At 72.2% G+C, this 18,456-nt stretch carries 17 protein-coding genes and 1 pseudogene; 14 read left to right on the top strand and 4 right to left on the bottom strand.

Going from position 1 to position 18,456, the window contains the following annotated elements; all coding sequences use genetic code 11:
* Nucleotides 1-16: 16 nt before the first annotated feature.
* Together ACIBQZ_RS12175 and ACIBQZ_RS12180 are read right to left on the bottom strand one after the other, a co-directional pair.
* Nucleotides 17-1,249, bottom strand: a complete 1,233-nt coding sequence (locus tag ACIBQZ_RS12175; protein ID WP_396088618.1) for a low temperature requirement protein A — start codon at nucleotides 1,247-1,249, stop codon at nucleotides 17-19.
* Nucleotides 1,250-1,310: 61 nt separating this feature from the next.
* Complete coding sequence (locus ACIBQZ_RS12180; protein WP_396088619.1) at nucleotides 1,311-2,219, bottom strand: hypothetical protein; 909 nt, start codon at nucleotides 2,217-2,219, stop codon at nucleotides 1,311-1,313.
* Nucleotides 2,220-2,335: 116 nt separating this feature from the next.
* Here ACIBQZ_RS12180 and ACIBQZ_RS12185 point away from each other — a divergent pair, with 116 nt between their 5' ends.
* The 12 genes and pseudogenes from ACIBQZ_RS12185 to ACIBQZ_RS12240 all read left to right on the top strand — a co-directional run bounded on the left by ACIBQZ_RS12185 (nucleotide 2,336) and on the right by ACIBQZ_RS12240 (nucleotide 13,773).
* Complete coding sequence (locus tag ACIBQZ_RS12185) at nucleotides 2,336-2,875, top strand: AAA family ATPase (protein WP_396088620.1); 540 nt, start codon at nucleotides 2,336-2,338, stop codon at nucleotides 2,873-2,875.
* Between the two features lie 64 nt (nucleotides 2,876-2,939).
* Nucleotides 2,940-3,776 (top strand): HEAT repeat domain-containing protein, encoded by an 837-nt coding sequence (locus ACIBQZ_RS12190; RefSeq protein ID WP_396088621.1) that lies wholly within the window; start codon nucleotides 2,940-2,942, stop codon nucleotides 3,774-3,776.
* A gap of 306 nt (nucleotides 3,777-4,082) precedes the next feature.
* Nucleotides 4,083-4,247, top strand: a pseudogene (locus ACIBQZ_RS12195) (IS5/IS1182 family transposase); the annotation flags it as partial.
* Between the two features lie 97 nt (nucleotides 4,248-4,344).
* Complete coding sequence (locus tag ACIBQZ_RS12200) at nucleotides 4,345-4,617, top strand: transposase family protein (protein ID WP_396088622.1); 273 nt, start codon at nucleotides 4,345-4,347, stop codon at nucleotides 4,615-4,617.
* A 558-nt stretch (nucleotides 4,618-5,175) separates the two neighbouring features.
* A complete protein-coding gene (locus ACIBQZ_RS12205; RefSeq protein ID WP_396088623.1) occupies nucleotides 5,176-5,934 on the top strand; it encodes an ABC transporter ATP-binding protein in 759 nt (252 codons plus the stop codon).
* The gene (locus ACIBQZ_RS12210; RefSeq protein WP_396088624.1) at nucleotides 5,921-6,616 is read left to right on the top strand and encodes an ABC transporter ATP-binding protein; all 696 of its coding nucleotides are present in this window, start codon (nucleotides 5,921-5,923) and stop codon (nucleotides 6,614-6,616) included. The genes ACIBQZ_RS12205 and ACIBQZ_RS12210 overlap by 14 nt, the downstream gene beginning before the upstream one ends.
* 10 nt (nucleotides 6,617-6,626) lie before the next feature.
* Complete coding sequence (locus ACIBQZ_RS12215; RefSeq protein WP_396088625.1) at nucleotides 6,627-7,877, top strand: ABC transporter substrate-binding protein; 1,251 nt, start codon at nucleotides 6,627-6,629, stop codon at nucleotides 7,875-7,877.
* Complete coding sequence (locus ACIBQZ_RS12220; RefSeq protein WP_396088626.1) at nucleotides 7,874-8,746, top strand: branched-chain amino acid ABC transporter permease; 873 nt, start codon at nucleotides 7,874-7,876, stop codon at nucleotides 8,744-8,746. Before ACIBQZ_RS12215 ends, ACIBQZ_RS12220 begins: the two co-directional genes overlap by 4 nt.
* Nucleotides 8,747-8,751: 5 nt before the next feature.
* Complete coding sequence (locus ACIBQZ_RS12225) at nucleotides 8,752-9,768, top strand: branched-chain amino acid ABC transporter permease (protein ID WP_396088756.1); 1,017 nt, start codon at nucleotides 8,752-8,754, stop codon at nucleotides 9,766-9,768.
* Nucleotides 9,769-9,777: 9 nt separating this feature from the next.
* Nucleotides 9,778-10,539 carry a 3-hydroxybutyrate dehydrogenase gene (locus ACIBQZ_RS12230; protein WP_396088627.1) on the top strand — a complete coding sequence of 254 codons (762 nt, stop codon included), beginning with the start codon at nucleotides 9,778-9,780 and terminating at the stop codon, nucleotides 10,537-10,539.
* Entirely contained in the window at nucleotides 10,524-12,470 is a 1,947-nt protein-coding gene (locus ACIBQZ_RS12235; RefSeq protein WP_396088628.1) for a helix-turn-helix domain-containing protein, read from the top strand. Before ACIBQZ_RS12230 ends, ACIBQZ_RS12235 begins: the two co-directional genes overlap by 16 nt.
* A 4-nt stretch (nucleotides 12,471-12,474) precedes the next feature.
* Nucleotides 12,475-13,773 (top strand): tannase/feruloyl esterase family alpha/beta hydrolase, encoded by a 1,299-nt coding sequence (locus ACIBQZ_RS12240; protein WP_396088629.1) that lies wholly within the window; start codon nucleotides 12,475-12,477, stop codon nucleotides 13,771-13,773.
* Between the two features lie 3 nt (nucleotides 13,774-13,776).
* Here ACIBQZ_RS12240 and ACIBQZ_RS12245 read toward each other — a convergent pair whose 3' ends face one another.
* Complete coding sequence (locus ACIBQZ_RS12245) at nucleotides 13,777-14,328, bottom strand: pyridoxamine 5'-phosphate oxidase family protein (RefSeq protein WP_396088630.1); 552 nt, start codon at nucleotides 14,326-14,328, stop codon at nucleotides 13,777-13,779.
* A gap of 94 nt (nucleotides 14,329-14,422) precedes the next feature.
* On the opposite strand from ACIBQZ_RS12245, the gene ACIBQZ_RS12250 reads away from it, so the two are divergent.
* On the top strand, nucleotides 14,423-15,382 hold the full coding sequence (locus ACIBQZ_RS12250; RefSeq protein ID WP_396088631.1) for a phosphodiester glycosidase family protein: 960 nt from the start codon (nucleotides 14,423-14,425) through the stop codon (nucleotides 15,380-15,382).
* Nucleotides 15,379-16,422, top strand: a complete 1,044-nt coding sequence (locus tag ACIBQZ_RS12255) for a glycosyltransferase (RefSeq protein ID WP_396088632.1) — start codon at nucleotides 15,379-15,381, stop codon at nucleotides 16,420-16,422. The genes ACIBQZ_RS12250 and ACIBQZ_RS12255 overlap by 4 nt, the downstream gene beginning before the upstream one ends.
* Here ACIBQZ_RS12255 and ACIBQZ_RS12260 read toward each other — a convergent pair.
* Complete coding sequence (locus ACIBQZ_RS12260; protein ID WP_396088633.1) at nucleotides 16,377-18,317, bottom strand: ATP-binding protein; 1,941 nt, start codon at nucleotides 18,315-18,317, stop codon at nucleotides 16,377-16,379. The genes ACIBQZ_RS12255 and ACIBQZ_RS12260 overlap by 46 nt on opposite strands.
* Between the last annotated feature and the right edge of the window lie 139 nt (nucleotides 18,318-18,456).

The raw sequence follows: 18,456 nt of genomic DNA on the forward strand, positions 1-18,456 counted from the left end.
CCCGCCACTGTAGGCCTCACACCTTGGCCGTGCGGACCTCGCCGGAGCGGTGCAGCTGGAAGCCGGTGAGCACCCCGGCGACGGCCAGCACGGCGAGCAGGCCCACGGTGAGCCGGGGGGAGAGGTCCAGCAGCGCGATCAGCAGCGCCAGCGGCACCCCGGCGCCGGGCCAGAGCACCGCGCCGCGGACCCGCCCGCCCAGCTTGCCCTGCATGACCGCGGCGCTGAGCAGGTAGCCGGCGGTGGCGATGCCGAGCACCCAGCGGGTGCCGGCGGTGAGGTGGTCGTCGGCGCCGTGCAGCACGGCGTGTTCCAGGCCGACCGCCACCGCGGCCAGCGAGACCGCCAGCGGCAGGTGCACGTACACGTAGAAGTCGTGCACCCCGTGCTTGGTGACGTCACCCTCGGCGGCCAGCCGCCGCTTCGCCGCGCCGCCGGACAGGTCGAAGTAGATCCACCACAGCGCCGCCGCCACCACGAACGCGGGCCCGGCCGTCGCGGCCACGGCCGGCTTCCAGCCGCCGTCGTGCAGGCCGGTCACCACGGCCGCGACGGACTCGCCCAGCACCAGGATGACGAACAGCCCGAAGCGTTCCGGCAGATGCTCCAGGTGCAGCGGGACGGCGTCCTTCAGCCGGGCGGCCGCGGTGGGCCAGACCAGGTCGGCGAGCACGCCCACGCCCCACACCACGTACCGGGCCGGCTCCGGGACGGCCAGCGAGGCCAGCCAGATCGCCGCGCCCAGCCCGTGCCCGATGAGGTACAGCCGGGCCGTCGAGCGGGCCTTCGGCACATGCCGCCAGGCCCGCAGGTAGCCGGCCGCCAGGACCAGCCGGATCAGCACGTAACCCAGCACGAACCAGCGCCCGGCCGGCCCGGCGACGTCGTCGACCGAGGCGGCCATCGCCACGACGCCCACCATGGCCGCGAGCGTCAGCAGCCGGAACACCGCGTCGTCGGTGTCGAACCGGTTGGCGTACAGGGTGGTGCTGGCCCAGGCCCACCAGCCCACCGTCAGCAGCCCGGCGAACACCGCGGCGCCGTGCCAGGTCTCGTCCTTGGCCAGCAGGTCGGCGCAGCGCGCCACGAACAGCACGAAGGCCAGGTCGAAGAAGAGCTCCAGGCGGGTGGCGGACCGGTTCGAGTCCTGGTTGAGGTCGGGCGGCCGGATCGCCTCGAGCTGTTCGGCCTCCTCGTCGTCGAGGTGTCGGCGTTGGTCGTCCTCGAGCTGGTCGTCCGCGTGCGTCACTGGGTCCTCCCGCGCCGGCCGGTGCCGGCTGTGCGCTCGCACTACCCCCGGCGGCGGCCGGTCATACCCGTATGTGCACGCTCAGCCCGCTCACGGGGGGACAGGGCGGATCCGACGAAGCCACAGAGCTTGCTGCAGCCTTCGCCGGCGTGCTGTTCGGGGTGGCAGAACGCAGATCCGGATTCGGAATCGCACCTACTACAACATATGTATGGGCATCGATCTTGGGTGCCGGAAGGGGGCCGCCTTGGCTCTCACTGGTTGCTGCGACCGGCTTCGCCACCGGACCCCCGGATGCGGCGCCCACCTCGGACCGGAACGGGGGCGTATCGGAGTGCGTGACGATTTCCGCGGCTGACGCGGTGACGAATGTCTTTATCGCCTCTTCGATCATTGCGCCGACTATGCTCTCGTGCCTGGCCAGAGCCGCCAGTGGTGCCCCGACGACTGCGGCAGCGGCCACGGTCGCGAGAATGAAGATCACGGTCTGCCGGTTCTCGGCCCAGAATTTCCTGAGGCGATCCGGGTGCGCCATGAATTCCGCAACGACATCATCATCGACGGTGATTCCGCTGCGCTTCGCTGCGGACAGCCGCTCCCGTATCCGTCCCGTCAGGCGCGAGTATTCTTGCGGCTTCTTGGACTGCAGGAGCACCAGGCTGTCGACCAGGCGGTCCACGGAGTCCGCCCACCGGGGAAAGGCATCGGCGAGACGTCGCAGCAATCCATCGTCATGGGCTGGTCTGCCGGCATCGAGCCACGATATGTCTCTCGTGGTGCGGCCCTCGTCCTGACCCTCACCGTCGCGTGGCCGGTCGATCGGTTCGATGATCAAACGCAGCCGGTACCGCACCCGACCGCCCGGATCAGCGTGGTGCGGCCACGGCAGAATCACCTCGCCACCATTGCTCGGCGACGACGTCAGAATTTGATCGACAAGGGCGGCGAGATCGGCAGGTCGGGCGTCCATGAATCGATGATGGGGCACCGGCGCAAACAGCCGGGAGGCGCGCCACGCACAGGCTGTATCATTCACGGCCGGAATGGGCACGGCGCTGAGGCGTTCGGATCGGGCAAGAGCGGGTGATGATGGGGCGACCGACGCTGTTCCTGACGGTGGGACTTCCCTGCACCGGGAAGACCACCGCCGCTCGGCGGATCGAGGTCGAGCAGGAGGCGCTTCGGCTCACGAAGGACGAGTGGGTGAAGGCGCTCTACGGGCACGAGAATCCGCCGTCGGCCGGGGACGTGATCGAGGGACGGCTCATCCAGATCGGGCTGCGCGCCCTGCGACTGGGCACCAACGTCGTGATCGACTACGGCCTCTGGAGCCGGGACGAGCGCTCCGCGCTGCGTCAGGCCGCGGCGGACCTGGGCGCGGCGGTGGAGCTGCACTACTTCGCGCTCACCCCGGCCGAGCAGCGGAGACGAGTGGATCAGCGTCAGGCCGAGGCGCCGCACACGACGTGGCCCATGTCCGACGATGAGCTCGCCGAGTGGGCCGCCACCATCGAGATCCCCACGCGCGGCGAACTCGACGGCAGCGAACCCATCGACGACCCGCCGGTTGGATTCGCGACCTGGGACGAGTGGCGCGGCCACCGCTGGCCGCCGTCGGTCTCCTGACACCTGTGCGCTCGCCGTGACGGCCGGGTCCGGCCGGGGCGACGGCGGCGCGTATGGTCTGGCGGTGAATCCCGCTGACCTGCAAGGCCTTCGATCGGGAGACCTCGAGACCCGCGAAGCGCACGTGCACCGCCTGCTCGACCGGGCCAGGACGCACGGCGACGAATCGGCCATCGCGGCGCTGCACGTGCTCGTCCGCGACTACCGGGACTTCCACCGGTCGCTGTATTCACGGGCGATGAACCAGGCGGCCGTCTTCGCGGACGGCGGACTGCAGGAGCCGCTGCTGGCCGCGCTTGGCGACTCCCGGTACAACTGTCAGGCCTGGGCCGCCATGGGCTGCGCGGCAATGGACATCCGGGCCGCCGTGCCGCAGCTCGTCACGCTGCTCGACCACTCGCAGTGGATCGTCCGGGGCGAAACGGTGACCGCGCTCAGCCGCCTCGGCGACGCCTCGGTCGTGCCGGCGCTGCGACCGCTGCTGGGTGACCCGGCCGACTGGCTGCGCCAGCGCACCGCCGACGCCCTGGCCAGCATCGGCGGCGACGCGGCGCTGGAGGCCCTCTGGCACGAGTTCGAGCATCGGCGCTTCCCCCGGATCGGCTACATCGCCAGCACGCTGGCCCTCTTCACCCCGGAAGTGGTACCCCGGCTGCTGACCGCGGCCGAAAGCCCGGATCCGGACCAGCGGTACTGGGCAGCCATCGCCCTCGGATCAACAGGCGACAACCGAGCAGTCCCGACCCTCGAGCGTCTGATGGCCACCGACCGAGGCGTAACCGTCTTCGACGGCGAAGTCCGCGCCGCGGCCAAAAAGGCCCTGCGCACCCTGCGCCGCATCCAGACCGCGATAGCCGACCGCAACCCCCCAACCCCCGAACCAACCCCCACCAGGTCCTGACCGGCGGATCACGGACGTCCCCCGTCGAACCGGTAAGGGCCATTCCGCTCCGACGGCCGCAAGCGGGTGATCTTGGAGCCGTTGCCGCCCGCGGCACTGCGCCCGCGGCACTGAACTGATCTCAGCAAGGAATGACAGCTCGCCTGGTTCCGTGAGCAGGAAGACCTGACGCTGCTGGGCGCCGGTTTCGGGATCTCCCGGGCGACTGCGTACCGCTATCGCGACGAAGGCGTCGCGGTGCTTGCCGCCCAGGCGCAGGATCTGCACACCGTGCTGCGCCGGGTGGCCGAGGACGGCTGGTCGTATGTGATCCTCGACGGCAAGCTGTTCGACTGTGACCGCCTGTCCGAGACTGCGCTGTCGGTCAAGGGCAAGACGATCGACGCCTGGTTTTCGGGAAAGCATCGTGACTTCGGCGCGAACATTCAGGCGATCATGCGCCCGGACGGGCTACCGGTCTGGACATCGTCGGCGATGCCTGGGCATCTGCACGACACCAGGTGCGCCCGCGAGCTCGGGGTGACCGCCCGCGCTGAACTGGGCTGCCGCCGAACTCGACCTGCCGGCCTTGGCCGACTCCGGATACGAATGCACTGGTCAGGGCATCAAGACCCCGGTCAAGCAACCGACCGACGGCAAGCCCCTCGCCACCGACAACCGCGCCTGCAACCGGCTCCTGCGCGGTCTGCGGTGGCAGGGCGAACGCGGCTTCGCGATCCTCGTCGGCCGCTGGAAGGCCCTGCGCCGCACCACGATCAGCCCGACACGGATCGGTGATGTCGTCGCCGCAGCGCTTCACCTGACCCATTTCGAATACAAATACCTAACCGGATCTTGTTGAGATCAGTTCACTGAGCGAGGCGCAAACCGACCGCAACCGGCGCGGTCTGTTCGCTTGCCCCACCACAGAGCCTGGCCTGCCCGACGGAATCCCCCGCCGTCACCACAAGCGCGGAAGCCAGACCCCCGGACCGCAAGGGGATCACCCAGGCCGACCTGCACCCAGCAGCGAGCAACCAAGAACCTGGCAGAAACAGGAAACCATGCAAGGTCGGGGGCCGATCAGGTGCGGCTGCACCGGGTGGCCGCGACCAACTACGCGCACCTGCAGGCCGGCGGATGGGCCTGTGCAACGCCTTCGCGTCGACCACCCTCTGCGAGACCGCCCGGGCCCACCGGGTCATCGGCCGATCCCCTATGTACGCGGCGACCACATTCACCCTGGGTCGCCGAGTCCCGCACGTGAACGGCTCGTGACGCGGCATGGCGGACTCCACCACGTGCACCCACCTGAATATGTGGACAGCACCCATGGCCCCCGAGGCCCGCGATCCATAGTGTTCTGCGTCACAGGGCGCTGCCGATCCGACGTCGCCGCCCTCCCTCAGAGGAGGTCAGGATGTCTTCGCCGATCCTCCGGACCCGCGGGCTCGGCAAGCGGTTCCGCGGCTTCCGGGCCGTCCACGGCGTGGATCTCGACATCGCCGCGGAGAGCGTGCACGCCCTCGTCGGGCCCAACGGCGCCGGCAAGTCCACCCTGTTCAACCTGCTCACCGGCTTCCTGCGGCCCAGCGCCGGCCGGATCACGCTGGACGGCGCCGACGTCACCGGGCTGCCGCCCGAGCGGGTGGCCCGGCTCGGGGTGGCCCGCTCGTTCCAGATCACCACGTTGTTCCCGCAGGTCACCGCCCGCGAGCACGTGGAGCTGGCGCTGCAGTCCGGCACCGGGCTGGGCTGGCGGTTCTGGCGCTCGGAACGGCAGCTCGACCGGTTCCGGGACCGGGCGCTGGCGCTGCTCGACGACGTGGGCCTGGCCGAGGCCGCCGAGGTCCCGGCCGCCGCGCTCGCCTACGGCCGCAAGCGGGCCCTGGAGCTGGCCGTGGCGCTGGCCCTGGACCCGCGGGTGCTGCTGCTGGACGAGCCCACCGCGGGCATGGGCGCCGAGGACATCGACCGCACCATCGAGCTGATCCGCCGGGTCCGGCCGGGCCGCACCGTGGTGCTGGTCGAACACAACATGAGCGTGGTCAAGAACCTCGCCGACCGGGTCACCGTGCTGCAGCGCGGCACGGTGCTGGTCGAGGGCGGCTACGCCGAGGTCCGCGCCGATCCCCGAGTGATCACCGCCTACCTGGGAGAGTCGCATGCTGACCGTTGAGGGGCTCAACGCCTGGTACGGCGAGGCGCAGGTGCTGCGCGACGTCGACCTCACCGTGGCCGAGGGCGAGATCGTGACCCTGGTCGGGCGCAACGGGGCCGGCAAGACCACGCTGCTGCGCTGCGTCATGGGCCTGCACACCCAGTGCACCGGGCGGATCGGGCTGCGCGGGGACACCGCCTTCGGCACCCGGCCGGCGCACCGGCGGGCCCGGGCCGGCGTCGGCTACGTGCCCGACGACCGCGGCATCTACGCCACCCTCACCGTCGAGGAGAACCTGCTGCTGCCCCCGGTGGTCGGCCCCGACCCCTGGTCGCTGCGCCGGGTCTACGACACCTTCCCGGTGCTGCGGGAACGCCGGCGCTTCGCCGGCACCCAGCTCTCCGGCGGCGAGCAGCAGATGCTCGCGCTGGCCCGGGTGCTGCGCACCGGCGCCCGGCTGCTGCTCTGCGACGAGCCCACCGAGGGACTCTCGCCGCTGCTGGTCCGGCAGATCGGCGAGATCCTGCGGGAGATCAAGGCGGCCGGCGTCACCGTGCTGCTCATCGAGCAGAACCTGCACTTCGCCACCACCGTGGCGGACCGGCACCACCTGCTGGCCGAGGGCCGGGTGGGGATGAGCCTCGACAACGGCGCGGTCCGGCGGCGCGAACACGAACTTCTCGCCTACCTCGGCATCTAAGGAGACCCCCATGCAGACCATTCGGGCGCTGACCGCCGTTCTCGCCACCGGGACCCTGCTGGTCGCCGGGTGCGGCCGTGGCGGGCCCAGCGGCGGCAGCGACGACAAGGTCAGCGGTGACAAGATCGTGCTGGCCGTCCTCAACGACCAGTCCGGTGTCTACGCCGACCTGTCCGGCCGCAACAGCGTCGAGGCGGTCCGGATGGCCGTCGCCGACTTCCAGGCCAAGTACGGCGACCGGGCCCTGAGCAAGAACATCGAGGTGGTCACCGCCGACCACCAGAACAAGCCGGACATCGCCAACTCCAAGGCGCAGGAACTCTACGACCGGCAGCAGGCGGACGTCATCCTCGACGTGCCGACCTCGTCGGCGGCCCTGGCGGTGGCGAACGTGGCCAAGGCGAAGAAGAAGCTCTACTTCAACATCGGCGCGGCCACCACCGAGCTCACCGGCAAACAGTGCAACAAGTACACCTTCCACTACGCCTACGACACGTACATGCTGGCCAACGGCACCGGCTCGGCGGTGACCAAGGAGGGTGGCAGGAACTGGTACATCGTCTACCCGGACTACGCGTTCGGGCAGGACATGGAGAAGTCGTTCAGCGCGGCGATCACCGCGGCCGGCGGCAAGGTGCTGGCCAAGGACCCGACCCCGTTCCCGAACGACAACTTCTCCACGTTCCTGCTCAAGGCGCCCGGGATGAACCCCAAGCCGGACGTGCTGGGCACCATGCAGGCCGGCGGTGACCTGGTCAACCTGGTCAAGCAGTACAACGAGTTCAAGCTGCGGGACAAGGGCATCAAGCTCTCGGTCGGCCTGATGTTCATCACCGACATCCACTCGCTGGGCCCGGACGCGTTCGCCGGCACCACCTTCACCGACGCCTGGTACTGGAACTTCGACGACCGCAACCGGCAGTGGGCCGACGCGTTCACCGCGAAGACCCAGACCCGGCCGTCGTTCGCGCACGCCGCCAACTATTCGGCCGCCATGCAGTACCTGGAGGCGGTCCAGCGGGCCGGCACCGACGGCGCCGACGCCGTCGTGGGCAAGCTCGAGGGCTACCAGTACGACGACATGTTCGCCCGCAACGCCACCGTGCGCGCTGCCGACCACCGGGTCATCCACGACGTCTACCTCGCCGAGGTGAAGCCGAAGAGCGAGGTCACGACCGCCTGGGACTACGAGAAGATCCTGCGCACGATCCCGGCGGCCGAGGCGTTCCGGCCGGCTGACGCGGGCGGCTGCGCACTGTGACCGGCTTCCTGCAGCAGTGCTTCAACGGCCTGGTCAGCGGCGGCTTCTACGCGCTGCTGGCGCTGGGGCTGGCGGTCATCTTCGGGATGCTGGGCGTGGTCAACTTCGCCCACGGCGCGTTCTTCATGCTGGGCGCGTTCGGCGCCTACGTCGCGCTCGCCGAGTTCGGCGTGCCGTTCTGGGCGGCGCTGTTCCTGGTGCCGGCGCTGCTGTTCCTGCTCGGCGCGGTGCTGGAGCGCACGCTGATCCGGCGGCTGGTCCCGTTCGACCCGCTGTACAACTTCCTGCTCACCTTCGGGCTCACCCTGGTGCTCCAGGACCTGGTCAAACGCGAGTACGGGGTGCAGTCCCAGCCGTACCCGCGGCCCGCCGAGCTGACCGGCTCGCTCGACCTGGTGCTGTTCGACTACCCCGCGTACCAGGTTTTTGTGCTCGCCGTCGCGGTGGTGCTCTGCGTCGCGGTCTGGCTGGTCCTGACCCGGACCCGGGTCGGCATGGTGGTGCGGGCCGCCACCGAGCGCGCCGAGCTGACCCGGGCGCTCGGGGTGAACGTCGGCCGCTGGGTCACCCCGGTCTTCGCGTTCGGGGTGGCCCTGGCCGGGCTGGCCGGGGTGCTGGCGGCGCCGATGCGGGCGGTCAACCCGCTGATGGGCGCCGACCTGATCATCGCGGTGTTCGCGGTGGTGGTGATCGGCGGGCTGGGCTCGGTCTTCGGCTCGGTGCTGGCCGGCTTCGGCATCGGCCTGGTGCAGTCGCTGGGCAACCTCTACGTCCCGGCGCTGTCCCAGACGCTGATCTTCATCATCATGGCCGGGGTGCTGCTGTGGCGCCCGGCCGGACTCTTCGGCCGTGAGGAGGCCCGCACGTGATCCGGATGGTCCTGCGCCACACCGAGCCGGCGGGCCGGCGCCCGCTGCGCTACCTGCTGCTCGCCGCCGGGCTGCTGCTGGCCCTGGCGCTGCCCTGGCTGATCTACCCGCCGGTGGCGATGGACATCGCCAGCTGGGCGCTGTTCGCCGCCGCGCTCGACCTGCTGCTCGGCTACACCGGCCTGCTGTCGTTCGGCCACGCCGCGTTCTGGGGCAGCTCCGCCTACGCCGCCGGGCTGATCGCGATCCACAGCGGACTGCCGTTCCCGGTGGCCGTGCTGGGCGGCGCGGCGCTGGCCGCCGCGCTGGCGGTGCCGATCGGCTACCTGTGCGTGCGCAACAGCGGCATCTACTTCGCGATGGTCACCCTGGCCTTCGCTCAGATGATCTACTTCGCCGCCAACCAGTGGCGCTCGGTGACCGGCGGCGAGAACGGCCTGCAGGGCATCCCGCGGGAGCTGTTCGGCCTCGACCTGAGCGACCCGTTCGTCTTCTACTACGCCGGGCTGCCGATCGTGCTGCTCGGGCTCTGGGGGCTGTGGCGGATCGTGCACTCGCCGTTCGGGCACGTGCTGGTCGCCATCCGCGACAACCCGGCCCGGGCCCGGGCCATCGGCTACCCGGTGGAGCGGTACAAGCTGCTGGCCTTCGTGCTGTCGGCGGCGCTGACCGGGCTGGCCGGCGGCCTGTTCGCGATCAGCCACGGCTTCGCCTCGCTCCAGGAGGTCAACTGGACCACCTCCGGCAAGGCCGTGATGATGGTCGTGCTCGGCGGGATCGGCTCGCTGTGGGGCAGCGTGCTGGGCGCCGCGCTCGTGGTGCAGCTCGAGGACTACCTGTCCACCTCGGGCTTCGACGGCATCGGGATCGTCACCGGCACCGTCTTCGTGCTGGTGGTGCTGCTGTTCCGGCAGGGACTCTGGGGCGCGGCCCGGCAGCTGAGGCCTGCTACGCGGCGCCGGCAGAAAGAGCCGGCGCCGGTCGAGCCGGTCCGCACCCCGTCCTCCACCACCGCGCGCTGAGAGGCCGGCATGGACACCAACCCGTCAGAGGTGCTGGCCGGGCGGACCGCCCTGGTCACCGGCGGCGCGAGCGGCATCGGCCGGGCCTGCGCGGTGCGGCTGGCCCGCGCGGGCGCCCGGGTGACCGTGCTGGACCGCGACGGCGCGGCGGCCGCCCGGGTGGCCGCCGAGATCGGCGGCACCGCCCGGACCGTGGATTTGTCCGACCTGGCCGCGGTCGACCGGCTCGACCCGGCCGTGGACATCGTGATCAACAACGCCGGCCTGCAGCACGTCGCGCCGCTGCACGAGTTCCCGCCGGACACCTTCTCGCTGATCCTGCGGCTGATGCTGGAGGCGCCCTTCCGGCTGGTGCGCCGCTGCCTGCCGCACATGTACGCGCAGGGCTGGGGCCGGATCGTCAACGTGTCCTCGGTGCACGGGCTGCGTGCCTCGCCGTACAAGGCGGCGTACGTGGCGGCCAAGCACGGGCTGGAGGGGCTGTCCAAGGTGATCGCGCTGGAGGGCGCCGCGCACGGGGTCACCTCCAACTGCGTCAACCCCGCGTACGTGCGCACGCCGCTGGTCGAGGCGCAGATCAGCGCGCAGGCGGCCAGCCACGGGCTGCCCGAGGCGGAGGTGCTGCGGGAGGTGATGCTGGCGCCGGTGGCGGTCAAGCGGCTGGTCGAGCCGGAGGAGGTCGCGGAGCTGGTCGCGTACCTGTGCTCGCCGCCGGCCGGGTTCATCACCGGCGCCTCGATGGTGCTGGACGGCGGATGGACGGCGCATTGAGCCGGGTCTTCCTCGAGCTGCTGCTGCGCGAGGCCGCCGCGGTCGAGTTCGAACGCCCGCTGCTGGAGGCCCGCGCGCAGGGCCGGCCGGCCCGGGAACTGGCCGAGCTGGACGAGCACAAGGCGCTCGCCCTGCAGGTCCGCGCGCTGCTGGAACGCCGCCGGCGCCGGGAGGCCGAGCTGAGCGCGCTGGTCGACACCGTCGGTGACCTGGCCACCCTGCGCGAGATCGACGCCGTGCTGGAGGCGATCGTGCGGCGGGCCCGCGAGCTGCTGGACGCCGACGTGGCGTACATGACCCTCAACGACGAGGAGCGCGGCGACACCTACATGCGGGTCACCTACGGCTCGGTCTCGGCCCGGTTCCAGCAGCTGCGGCTGCCGCTCGGCGCCGGCCTGGGCGGCCTGGTCGCGCAGACCGCCGCGCCGTACGTCACCGCCAACTACGGCGCCGACGCCCGCTTCCAGCACACCGACGAGATCGACGGTGGTGTCGCCGAGGAAGGGCTGGTCGCGATCCTCGGCGTGCCGATGCGGCTGGGCACCCGGGTGCTGGGCGTGCTGTTCGCCGCCAACCGCAGCGCCCGGCCGTTCACCCGCCAGGAGGTGACGCTGCTCGGCTCGCTGGCCGCGCACGCCTCGGTCGCGCTGGACAACACCCGGCTGCTCGGCGAGACCCGGGCGGCCCTGGCCGAGCTGGGCGCGGTCAACACCGTGGTCCGCCGGCACAGCGAGTCGCTGGAACGCGCCGCCGAGGCGCACGACCGGATGACCGAGGTGATCCTGCGCGGCGGCGACCTGGACGACCTGGCCGCCGTGGTGGCCGAGGTGCTCGGCGGCGAGCTGGCCATCCTGGACGCCGACGGGCACTGCCTCGCCGCGGTCGGCGCCATCGCCGAGGTCGCCTCGCTGGCCGGCACCGCGGTGGCCGGCAACGGGCTGGGCCGGGCCACCCGCCACGGCGAGCACTGGGTGCTGGCCGCGGGCGCGGGCAGCGAGGCGCTGTGCACGCTCGTGCTGCACGCGCCCGGCGAGCTGAGCGAGACCGACACCCGGATCCTGGAACGCGCCGGCGTGGTCACGTCGCTGCTGCTGCTGTTCCGCCGCAGCCTGGCGCAGGCCGAGGGCCGGGTCCGCGGCGAGCTGCTCGAGGACCTGCTCAGCCGCGGGGTCGACGACCCGGTCACGGTGCGGCAGCGGGCCCGGCGGCTCGGCGTGGACCTCGACGCCGCGCACGTGCTGGTCGTGGTGACCTGCCCGCCCCGGCAGCGGGAGCGCGCCGCACAGTGGAGCGCCGCGTACGCGGCCGCCTGCGGAGGGCTGGCCGCCCAGCGGGAGGACAACGTGACCCTGCTGGTCGGCGGGGACCACCCCGGCGACGCGGCCCGGCGGCTGGCCCGTGAGCTCGGCGGCTATCTCGGCGTACCGGTGACCGGGGGAGGGGCGGGCCCGGTGAGCGGGCCGCAGCAGGTGCCCGAGGCCTACGCCGAGGCGCAGCGCTGCGCCTCGGCGCTGCTCGCGCTGGGCCGGGCCGGCGACGGCGCCAGCGCCGCCGAGCTGGGCTTCGTCGGGTTGCTGGTGGGCGCCGACCGGGACGTGGGCGCGTTCGTCACCGACACCATCGGCGCGCTGCTGGAGTACGACCGCCGCCGCGGCACCGCCCTGGTGCGGACGCTGGAGTCCTACTTCGACGCCGGCGCCAACGCGGTCCGGGCGGCCGAGGTGCTGCACGTGCACGTCAACACGGTGACCCAGCGGATCGCCCGGATCGCCCAGGTGCTCGGCGCCGGCTGGCAGCGGCCCGACCGCAGCCTGGAGCTCCAGCTCGCGCTGCGCCTGCACCGGCTGCAGACCGGCCGGGCCACCCATGCCCGGCCGGCCAACAGTGTGGTCCGCCCCCATGGCCCCGGCACCGGGCGCGCCGGAGCATGACGGCATGCTCCCTTCACTCGCGACAGCCGTCCTCCTCGCGGTGCTGTCCCCGGCGCCCGCCACGGCCGCCGGGCCGGTCTGCGCCGCACCCACCGTGCCCGGCGCCGAACGTCAGCTCGCGGCCTGCCTGAGCGACCTCACCACCGCGGGGACCGTGGCCACCGGCCACACCGACCCGGCCGACTGGGCCGGGCTGACCTCCGCCGGGGCGCGCAACCCCCGCGGCGTGCCCGGCATCCAGATCGACGGATACTTCCCGGACACCTCAACCGGCAACACCACCCGCGGCTGGCACCACGACGCGCAGTTCGTGCTCCGGCTGCCCGAGCGCTGGAACGGCGGCCTGGTGGTGGCCGGCTCGCCGGGCGTCCGCGAGCAGTACGCCAACGACTTCGCGATCAGCGACTGGGTGCTGGCCCAGGGCTACGCGTTCGCCGCCACCGACAAGGGCAACGTCGGCGCCACGTTCTACCGCGACGGCGCCCGCCCCGGCGACGCCATCGTGGAGTGGAACCAGCGGGTCACCCAGCTCACCCGCGCGGCCCGGGCGGCCGTCACGCAGCGGTACGGCCACCGGCCCCGGCACACCTACGCGGCGGGCCTGTCCAACGGCGGCTACCTGGTGCGCTGGCAGCTGGAGAACCACCCCGAGCTCTACGACGGCGGCGTCGACTGGGAGGGCACGCTCTGGCACCCGGACGAGCCGCAGCTGCTGACGTTCCTGCCGCCGGCGCTGCGGGCGTACCCCGGGCCGGCGCCGGGCTTCGCGCCGGAGTCGGCGTTCCTCCGGGACTACCACTACCGCGTCTACTGGGACCTGACCCAGCGGATCTACCGCGAGGAGCTGGACCCCGGCTACGACGGCCCGGCCGAGGCCGGCACGCCGTTCTGCGCCTCCGGCACCCCGGCCTGCGACGCCGACTACGACTACGCCTCGCGGCCCGCGCAGGTGCGCGCGGCGATCGCGCGGATCGCGCTGACCGGCCGGATCCAGCGCCCGCTGATCACCCTGCACGGGACCCTGGACAGCCTGCTGCCGATCACCCTCGACTCCGACGTGTACGCGCGGATGGTGCGCGACCGGCACCGCGACCGGCTGTTCCGCTACTACCGCATCGAGGGTGGCAACCACGTCGACGGCCTGTACGACCTCCACCCCGACCGGTTGCGCCCGATCCTGCCGTGCTTCCGCAGCGCGTTCACGGCGCTGACGGCCTGGACCGGGCGGCGGACCGCGCCACCGCCCAGCCACACCGTGGCCCGCCCGGCGTCCGGGGACCTGGCCAACACCTGCGCGCTGTGACGCTCAGGAGAAGGCCGGCAGGCCGTCGATGCTGACCTCGTTCTTCGCCCGGCGGTATGCCGCGAGGTCGGCGTCGGTCTTCCGCTCGCTCCACTTCAGCAGCAGGTCGCGGTCGCCGGCGTAGGTCATCAGCGGCACGGAGTAGCCGCACGAGTCGCTGATCCGGTGCACGTCGACGTCGATGACCGAGCGCACCCCGTGCCGGTCGGGCGCCTCCGGGAACAGCGCGACCAGCTCGGCGTGCTCCGGATCGGTGAGCAGCACCGCGCGGCCCCGGCCGTGCAGCCGGACGATGTTCGGCGGGCCCTGGAACGCGCAGAACATCAGGGTGATCCGGCCGTTGTCCTTCAGGTGCGCGATCGTCTCCGCGCCGCTGCCGTGATAGTCCAGGTACGCCACCCGGTGCTCACCGAGCACCACGAACGTGCCGCCCATGCCCTTGGGCGAGAGGTTGACGTGCCCCTCGGGCCCGGACGGCGCGGTGGCGACGAAGAACATCGCCTGCGCCTGGATGAAGTCCCGCAACCGGCCGTCGATCCGCTCATGCAGCTTCATGACCCCAGCATGTCATCGGCGCCGCGCCGGTCTCATGCCCGGGGCAGAGCCGCGGCACAGCGGCCGCACAAGGTCCGCGGGTGCACTGGCCGGTGTGAGCAGCCGACAGCAAGCAGAGGGCGTCCGCCGCCCGTCGATCAGCCGGCGCAAGGTGCTGGCCGGGGGCCTGGGCGCGCTGGCCGCCGCCGGCGGCGCCGGCGGGTGGGCGCTGGACCGGTACGTCATCGACCACGTCGAGGTCGCCGACGCGTCCGCGCTGACCGGCTCGGCCGTGACGGTCGCCGAGGCGGACCCCGCGGGCACCGGTACGGCCACCGGCTACACCAGCGGCACCGCGACGATCACGATCGACACGGTCGTCACCGGCACCGGGGACAGCCGGGTCACCTACTTCGTCGCGGACGTGACGGTCACCGACGCGACGATCGTGCGCTCGGCCTTCGCCGGCGACCAGTTCGGCGAGAACATCATCGCCGATCCGTCCGAGATCGCCGCCGACGTCGGCGCGGTGCTGGCGGTCAACGGCGACTACTACGGGTTCCGCGACACCGGCATCGTCATCCGCAACGGCGTGGCCTTCCGGGACAAGGGCGCGCGGCAGGGCCTCGCCTTCCGGGCCGACGGCTCCGCCCGGCTGTACGACGAGACCGCCACGAACGCCGCCGACCTGATCGCCGACGGGGTGTGGAACACGCTGTCCTTCGGGCCCGGCCTGGTCCAGGACGGCCGGATCGTCAACGGCATCAACACCGTCGAGATCGATACGAACTTCGGCAACCACTCCGTGCAGGGCCGTCAGCCCCGTACCGGGGTCGGCCTGGTCGCGGCCAACCACCTGCTGTTCGTGGTCGTCGACGGGCGCAGCGCCGGCTACAGCCGGGGCGTGACGATGAGCGAGCTGGCGCAGATCTTCGTCGACCGGGGCGCGGACCTCGCGTACAACCTGGACGGCGGCGGCTCGTCGGCGATGATCTTCAACGGCGGCCTGGTCAACAACCCGCTCGGCCGGGGCGAGGAGCGGGGCACCAGCGACATCCTGTACGTGGCCGGATGATCGTCCTGATCCCGGCGTACGAGCCCGGGGCCGCGCTCGTCGAGCTGGTCCGCCGCCTCGCCGGGCACGCCGTCGTGGTCGTCGACGACGGCAGCGGCCCCGGGTACGCCACGGTCTTCGCCCGGGTCCGCGACCTCGGCGCCGAGGTGCTCACGCTGGAGGGCAACCGGGGCAAGGGCGCCGCGCTCAAGGCCGGCTTCGCGCACCTCCGGGAACGGCACCCCGGGCGCGACGTGGTCTGCGCCGACAGCGACGGCCAGCACCGCCCCGAGGACATCGAGGCGGTCGCCCGGCACGTCACCGTCTCCGGCGCCGCGATGGTGCTGGGCGGGCGCCGCTTCACCGGCGACGTCCCGGCCCGCAGCCGCCTCGGCAACGCGGTCACCCGGGCCGCCTTCCGGCTGGTGACCGGGGTGCGGCTGCTGGACACCCAGACCGGGCTGCGGGCGTACCCGGGCCGGATGCTGCCCTGGCTGAGCCGCGTCGCCGGCGACCGGTTCGAGTACGAGCAGCGCCTGCTGCTGCGGGCCGCCCGCGAACGCCTGCCGATCGCGGAGGTCGAGATCGCCACCGTCTACCTGCGGCACAACGCGTCCTCGCACTTCCGCCTGGTCCGCGACTCGCTGCGCGTCTACCGCCCGCTGGCGGCCTTCGCGATGTCCTCGCTGGCGGCCTTCGCGGTGGACACCGTGGCGCTGCTGACGCTGGTCGCGCTGACCGGCAACCTGGCGCTGTCGGCGGTCGCGGCCCGGCTGATCAGCGCCACGGGCAACTACGCGGTCAACCGCGCGTACGTCTTCGGGCCGCGCGGCGGGCCGGGTTCCGCGTGGCGGTACGCCGCCCTCGCGGGCCTGCTCCTGCTCGCCAACGTGGTGCTGCTGCGGGCGTGGACGACCGCCACCGGCTCGGTGGCCGCGGCGAAGCTGCTCACCGAGCTCACCCTGTTCACGGTGAGCTTCGCGGTCCAGCGCGGGGTGGTCTTCGTCGGCCGGCGTCAGCCGGTCGCGACCGGCGCGGTGCTGGACCGCGCCGCGGGATGACGGGCCGGCAGGCCGGGCCGGCACATCGCGCCGACCCGGGTGAGCAGCTGGTCCGCCGTGAAGGGCTTCTCGATGAACGCGATCTCGTCGTCCAGCCGGCCGCCGTCGCCGACCAGTCCGTCGCTGTAGCCCGACATGTACAGCACGGGCAGATCGGGGCGGCTCTCCTGGATCGTCGCGGCGAGCCGGCGGCCCGACATTCCCGGCATGATGATGTCGGTCAGCAGCAGGTCGTAGTCGCGCACGGCGTCCAGGGCGAGGGCCTGCGCCCCGCCGCGGGCCGACAGGGTGCGGTAGCCGCCGGACCGGAGGATCCGCGCGACCGCGTCGCCGAGCTCGGGCTCGTCGTCGACGACCAGCACGGTCCGGCCGCCCCCGTCGGGCGGAGCAGCGGCGGCGGCCGGCGCCGGCACGGCCGGGGTTCCGGCCGGGGCGGCGGGGAAGTAGACCCGGAACGTCGTGCCCAATTCCGGTTCGGAGTACACGTTGATGCTGCCGCCGGCCTCGGTGACGATGCCGTACACGGTCGCCAGGCCGAGCCCGGTGCCGCTGCCCTTGGGCTTGGTGGTGTAGAACGGCTCGAACACCCGCGCGGCGACCTCCGCGCTCATGCCGATGCCGGTGTCGCTGACCAGCAGCCGGATGTAGCGGCCCCCGGCCGGTGCCGGGGGCAGGTCCGGGTGGTCGCCGTCCGGCTCGGCCTCGGTCGCTTCGATGATCAAGGTGCCGCCGTCGGGCATGGCGTCGCGGGCGTTGACCGCGAGGTTGAGCAGGATCTGCTGGATCTGCCCGGCGTCGGCGTAGATCATCAGCGGTTCCGGCGCCGTCCGGGCGATCAGTTCGATCTTCTTGTCGATGGTGCGCGTGAGCATGGCGCACACTTCGGCGATGCCGCTGTTCAGGTCGAGGGCTTCCGGGTGCGTGGTGTCCTGCCGGGTGAAGGTCAGCAGCTGGCGGGTGAGGCCGACGGCGCGTTCCCCGGCCAGCCGCGCCTTGGCGAGGTCCGCGCGCACGTCGGGATCCGTGCTGTTCTCCTCGGCGAACGCGGTGAAGCTGAGCATGATCCCGAGAATGTTGTTGAAGTCGTGCGCGACGCCGCCGGCGAGCTGGCCCAGCGAGGCCATCCGCTGGGACCGCTGGGCGAGTTCCTCGGCGCGGCGCTGGGCGCTGATGTCGCGGATCACCCACGAGACGCCGACCATCGCCCCGTGCTCGTCCCGCACCGGGGAGACGGCCACGGACACGTCCTTGACGGTGCCGTCCCGGTGTTTCCGGCGGCTGTCGAACCTGACGCCCGGTTCACCTCCGACGATCCGGGCGCGGAGCTCGTCGATGGACGGTCCCGGTGCGTCGGCCGGAATCACGAGATCCCCGAACGCCGGCAAGGTGAGGCCGACGACGTCCGCGGCGGAGTAGCCGTAGAGTCGCTCCGCGCCGCCGTTGAACGCGGTCAGCCGGCCGTCCGTGGTCGCGGCGAGGATGGCGTCGTCGGAGTGCGCGACGATGGCGGCGAGCATGCGCCGCTCGTTCTCCGCGCTCTCCCGGGCCCGCTCGACGGCCCGCAACTGGTGGGCGATGCCCATCCCGACCCCGGTTGCCAGCACGGCGACGACGTTGAACAACGCGTGCCGGTCGGAGCCCCAGATCTGGTCGGGCCCCCAGCTCAGGACGTTGATCAGGACGAGGACGTAGGCGCCCAGCGCCAGCACCGCCCGCGGCCGCCCGGAGCCGGCCGCCAGGCATGGACCCGTGGTGAGCGTCCCCAGGATGATGAAGTGCGGCGCGGACAGCCCGTCGATCACCGCCAGCATGGTGACGGTGGCCAGGGCGACGGCCACCACGGGCACCCGGCGTCCGGTCTGCGCCGCGTCCGGTGTCGCGGGGGAATGCCACATCGTCGGCCCTCCGGTGTGCCGCCGAGCGCATCACCCGGATGTGGTGCGCGGGCTCGGCTCAGGGATCACTTCACCGTAGGCCTGATCGCCCGGACCGGGCGGCACTATCGCTGAGTTCAGGCCTTTTCCCGGCCGGGCC

Source organism: Actinoplanes sp. NPDC049599 (assembly GCF_044465625.1).
Lineage (GTDB): Bacteria > Actinomycetota > Actinomycetes > Mycobacteriales > Micromonosporaceae > Actinoplanes.

Bases quoted from the DNA above. Each gene is read 5' to 3' on its own strand.
- ACIBQZ_RS12180 (WP_396088619.1), bottom strand. From the start codon at position 2,219: ATGGACGCCCGACCTGCCGATCTCGCCGCCCTTGTCGATCAAATTCTG.
- ACIBQZ_RS12185 (WP_396088620.1), top strand. From the start codon at position 2,336: ATGATGGGGCGACCGACGCTGTTCCTGACGGTGGGACTTCCCTGCACC.
- ACIBQZ_RS12205 (WP_396088623.1), top strand. From the start codon at position 5,176: ATGTCTTCGCCGATCCTCCGGACCCGCGGGCTCGGCAAGCGGTTCCGC.
- ACIBQZ_RS12210 (WP_396088624.1), top strand. From the start codon at position 5,921: ATGCTGACCGTTGAGGGGCTCAACGCCTGGTACGGCGAGGCGCAGGTG.
- ACIBQZ_RS12215 (WP_396088625.1), top strand. From the start codon at position 6,627: ATGCAGACCATTCGGGCGCTGACCGCCGTTCTCGCCACCGGGACCCTG.
- ACIBQZ_RS12225 (WP_396088756.1), top strand. From the start codon at position 8,752: ATGGTCCTGCGCCACACCGAGCCGGCGGGCCGGCGCCCGCTGCGCTAC.
- ACIBQZ_RS12230 (WP_396088627.1), top strand. From the start codon at position 9,778: ATGGACACCAACCCGTCAGAGGTGCTGGCCGGGCGGACCGCCCTGGTC.
- ACIBQZ_RS12235 (WP_396088628.1), top strand. From the start codon at position 10,524: ATGGACGGCGCATTGAGCCGGGTCTTCCTCGAGCTGCTGCTGCGCGAG.
- ACIBQZ_RS12240 (WP_396088629.1), top strand. From the start codon at position 12,475: ATGCTCCCTTCACTCGCGACAGCCGTCCTCCTCGCGGTGCTGTCCCCG.
- ACIBQZ_RS12245 (WP_396088630.1), bottom strand. From the start codon at position 14,328: ATGAAGCTGCATGAGCGGATCGACGGCCGGTTGCGGGACTTCATCCAG.
- ACIBQZ_RS12255 (WP_396088632.1), top strand. From the start codon at position 15,379: ATGATCGTCCTGATCCCGGCGTACGAGCCCGGGGCCGCGCTCGTCGAG.
- ACIBQZ_RS12260 (WP_396088633.1), bottom strand. From the start codon at position 18,317: ATGTGGCATTCCCCCGCGACACCGGACGCGGCGCAGACCGGACGCCGG.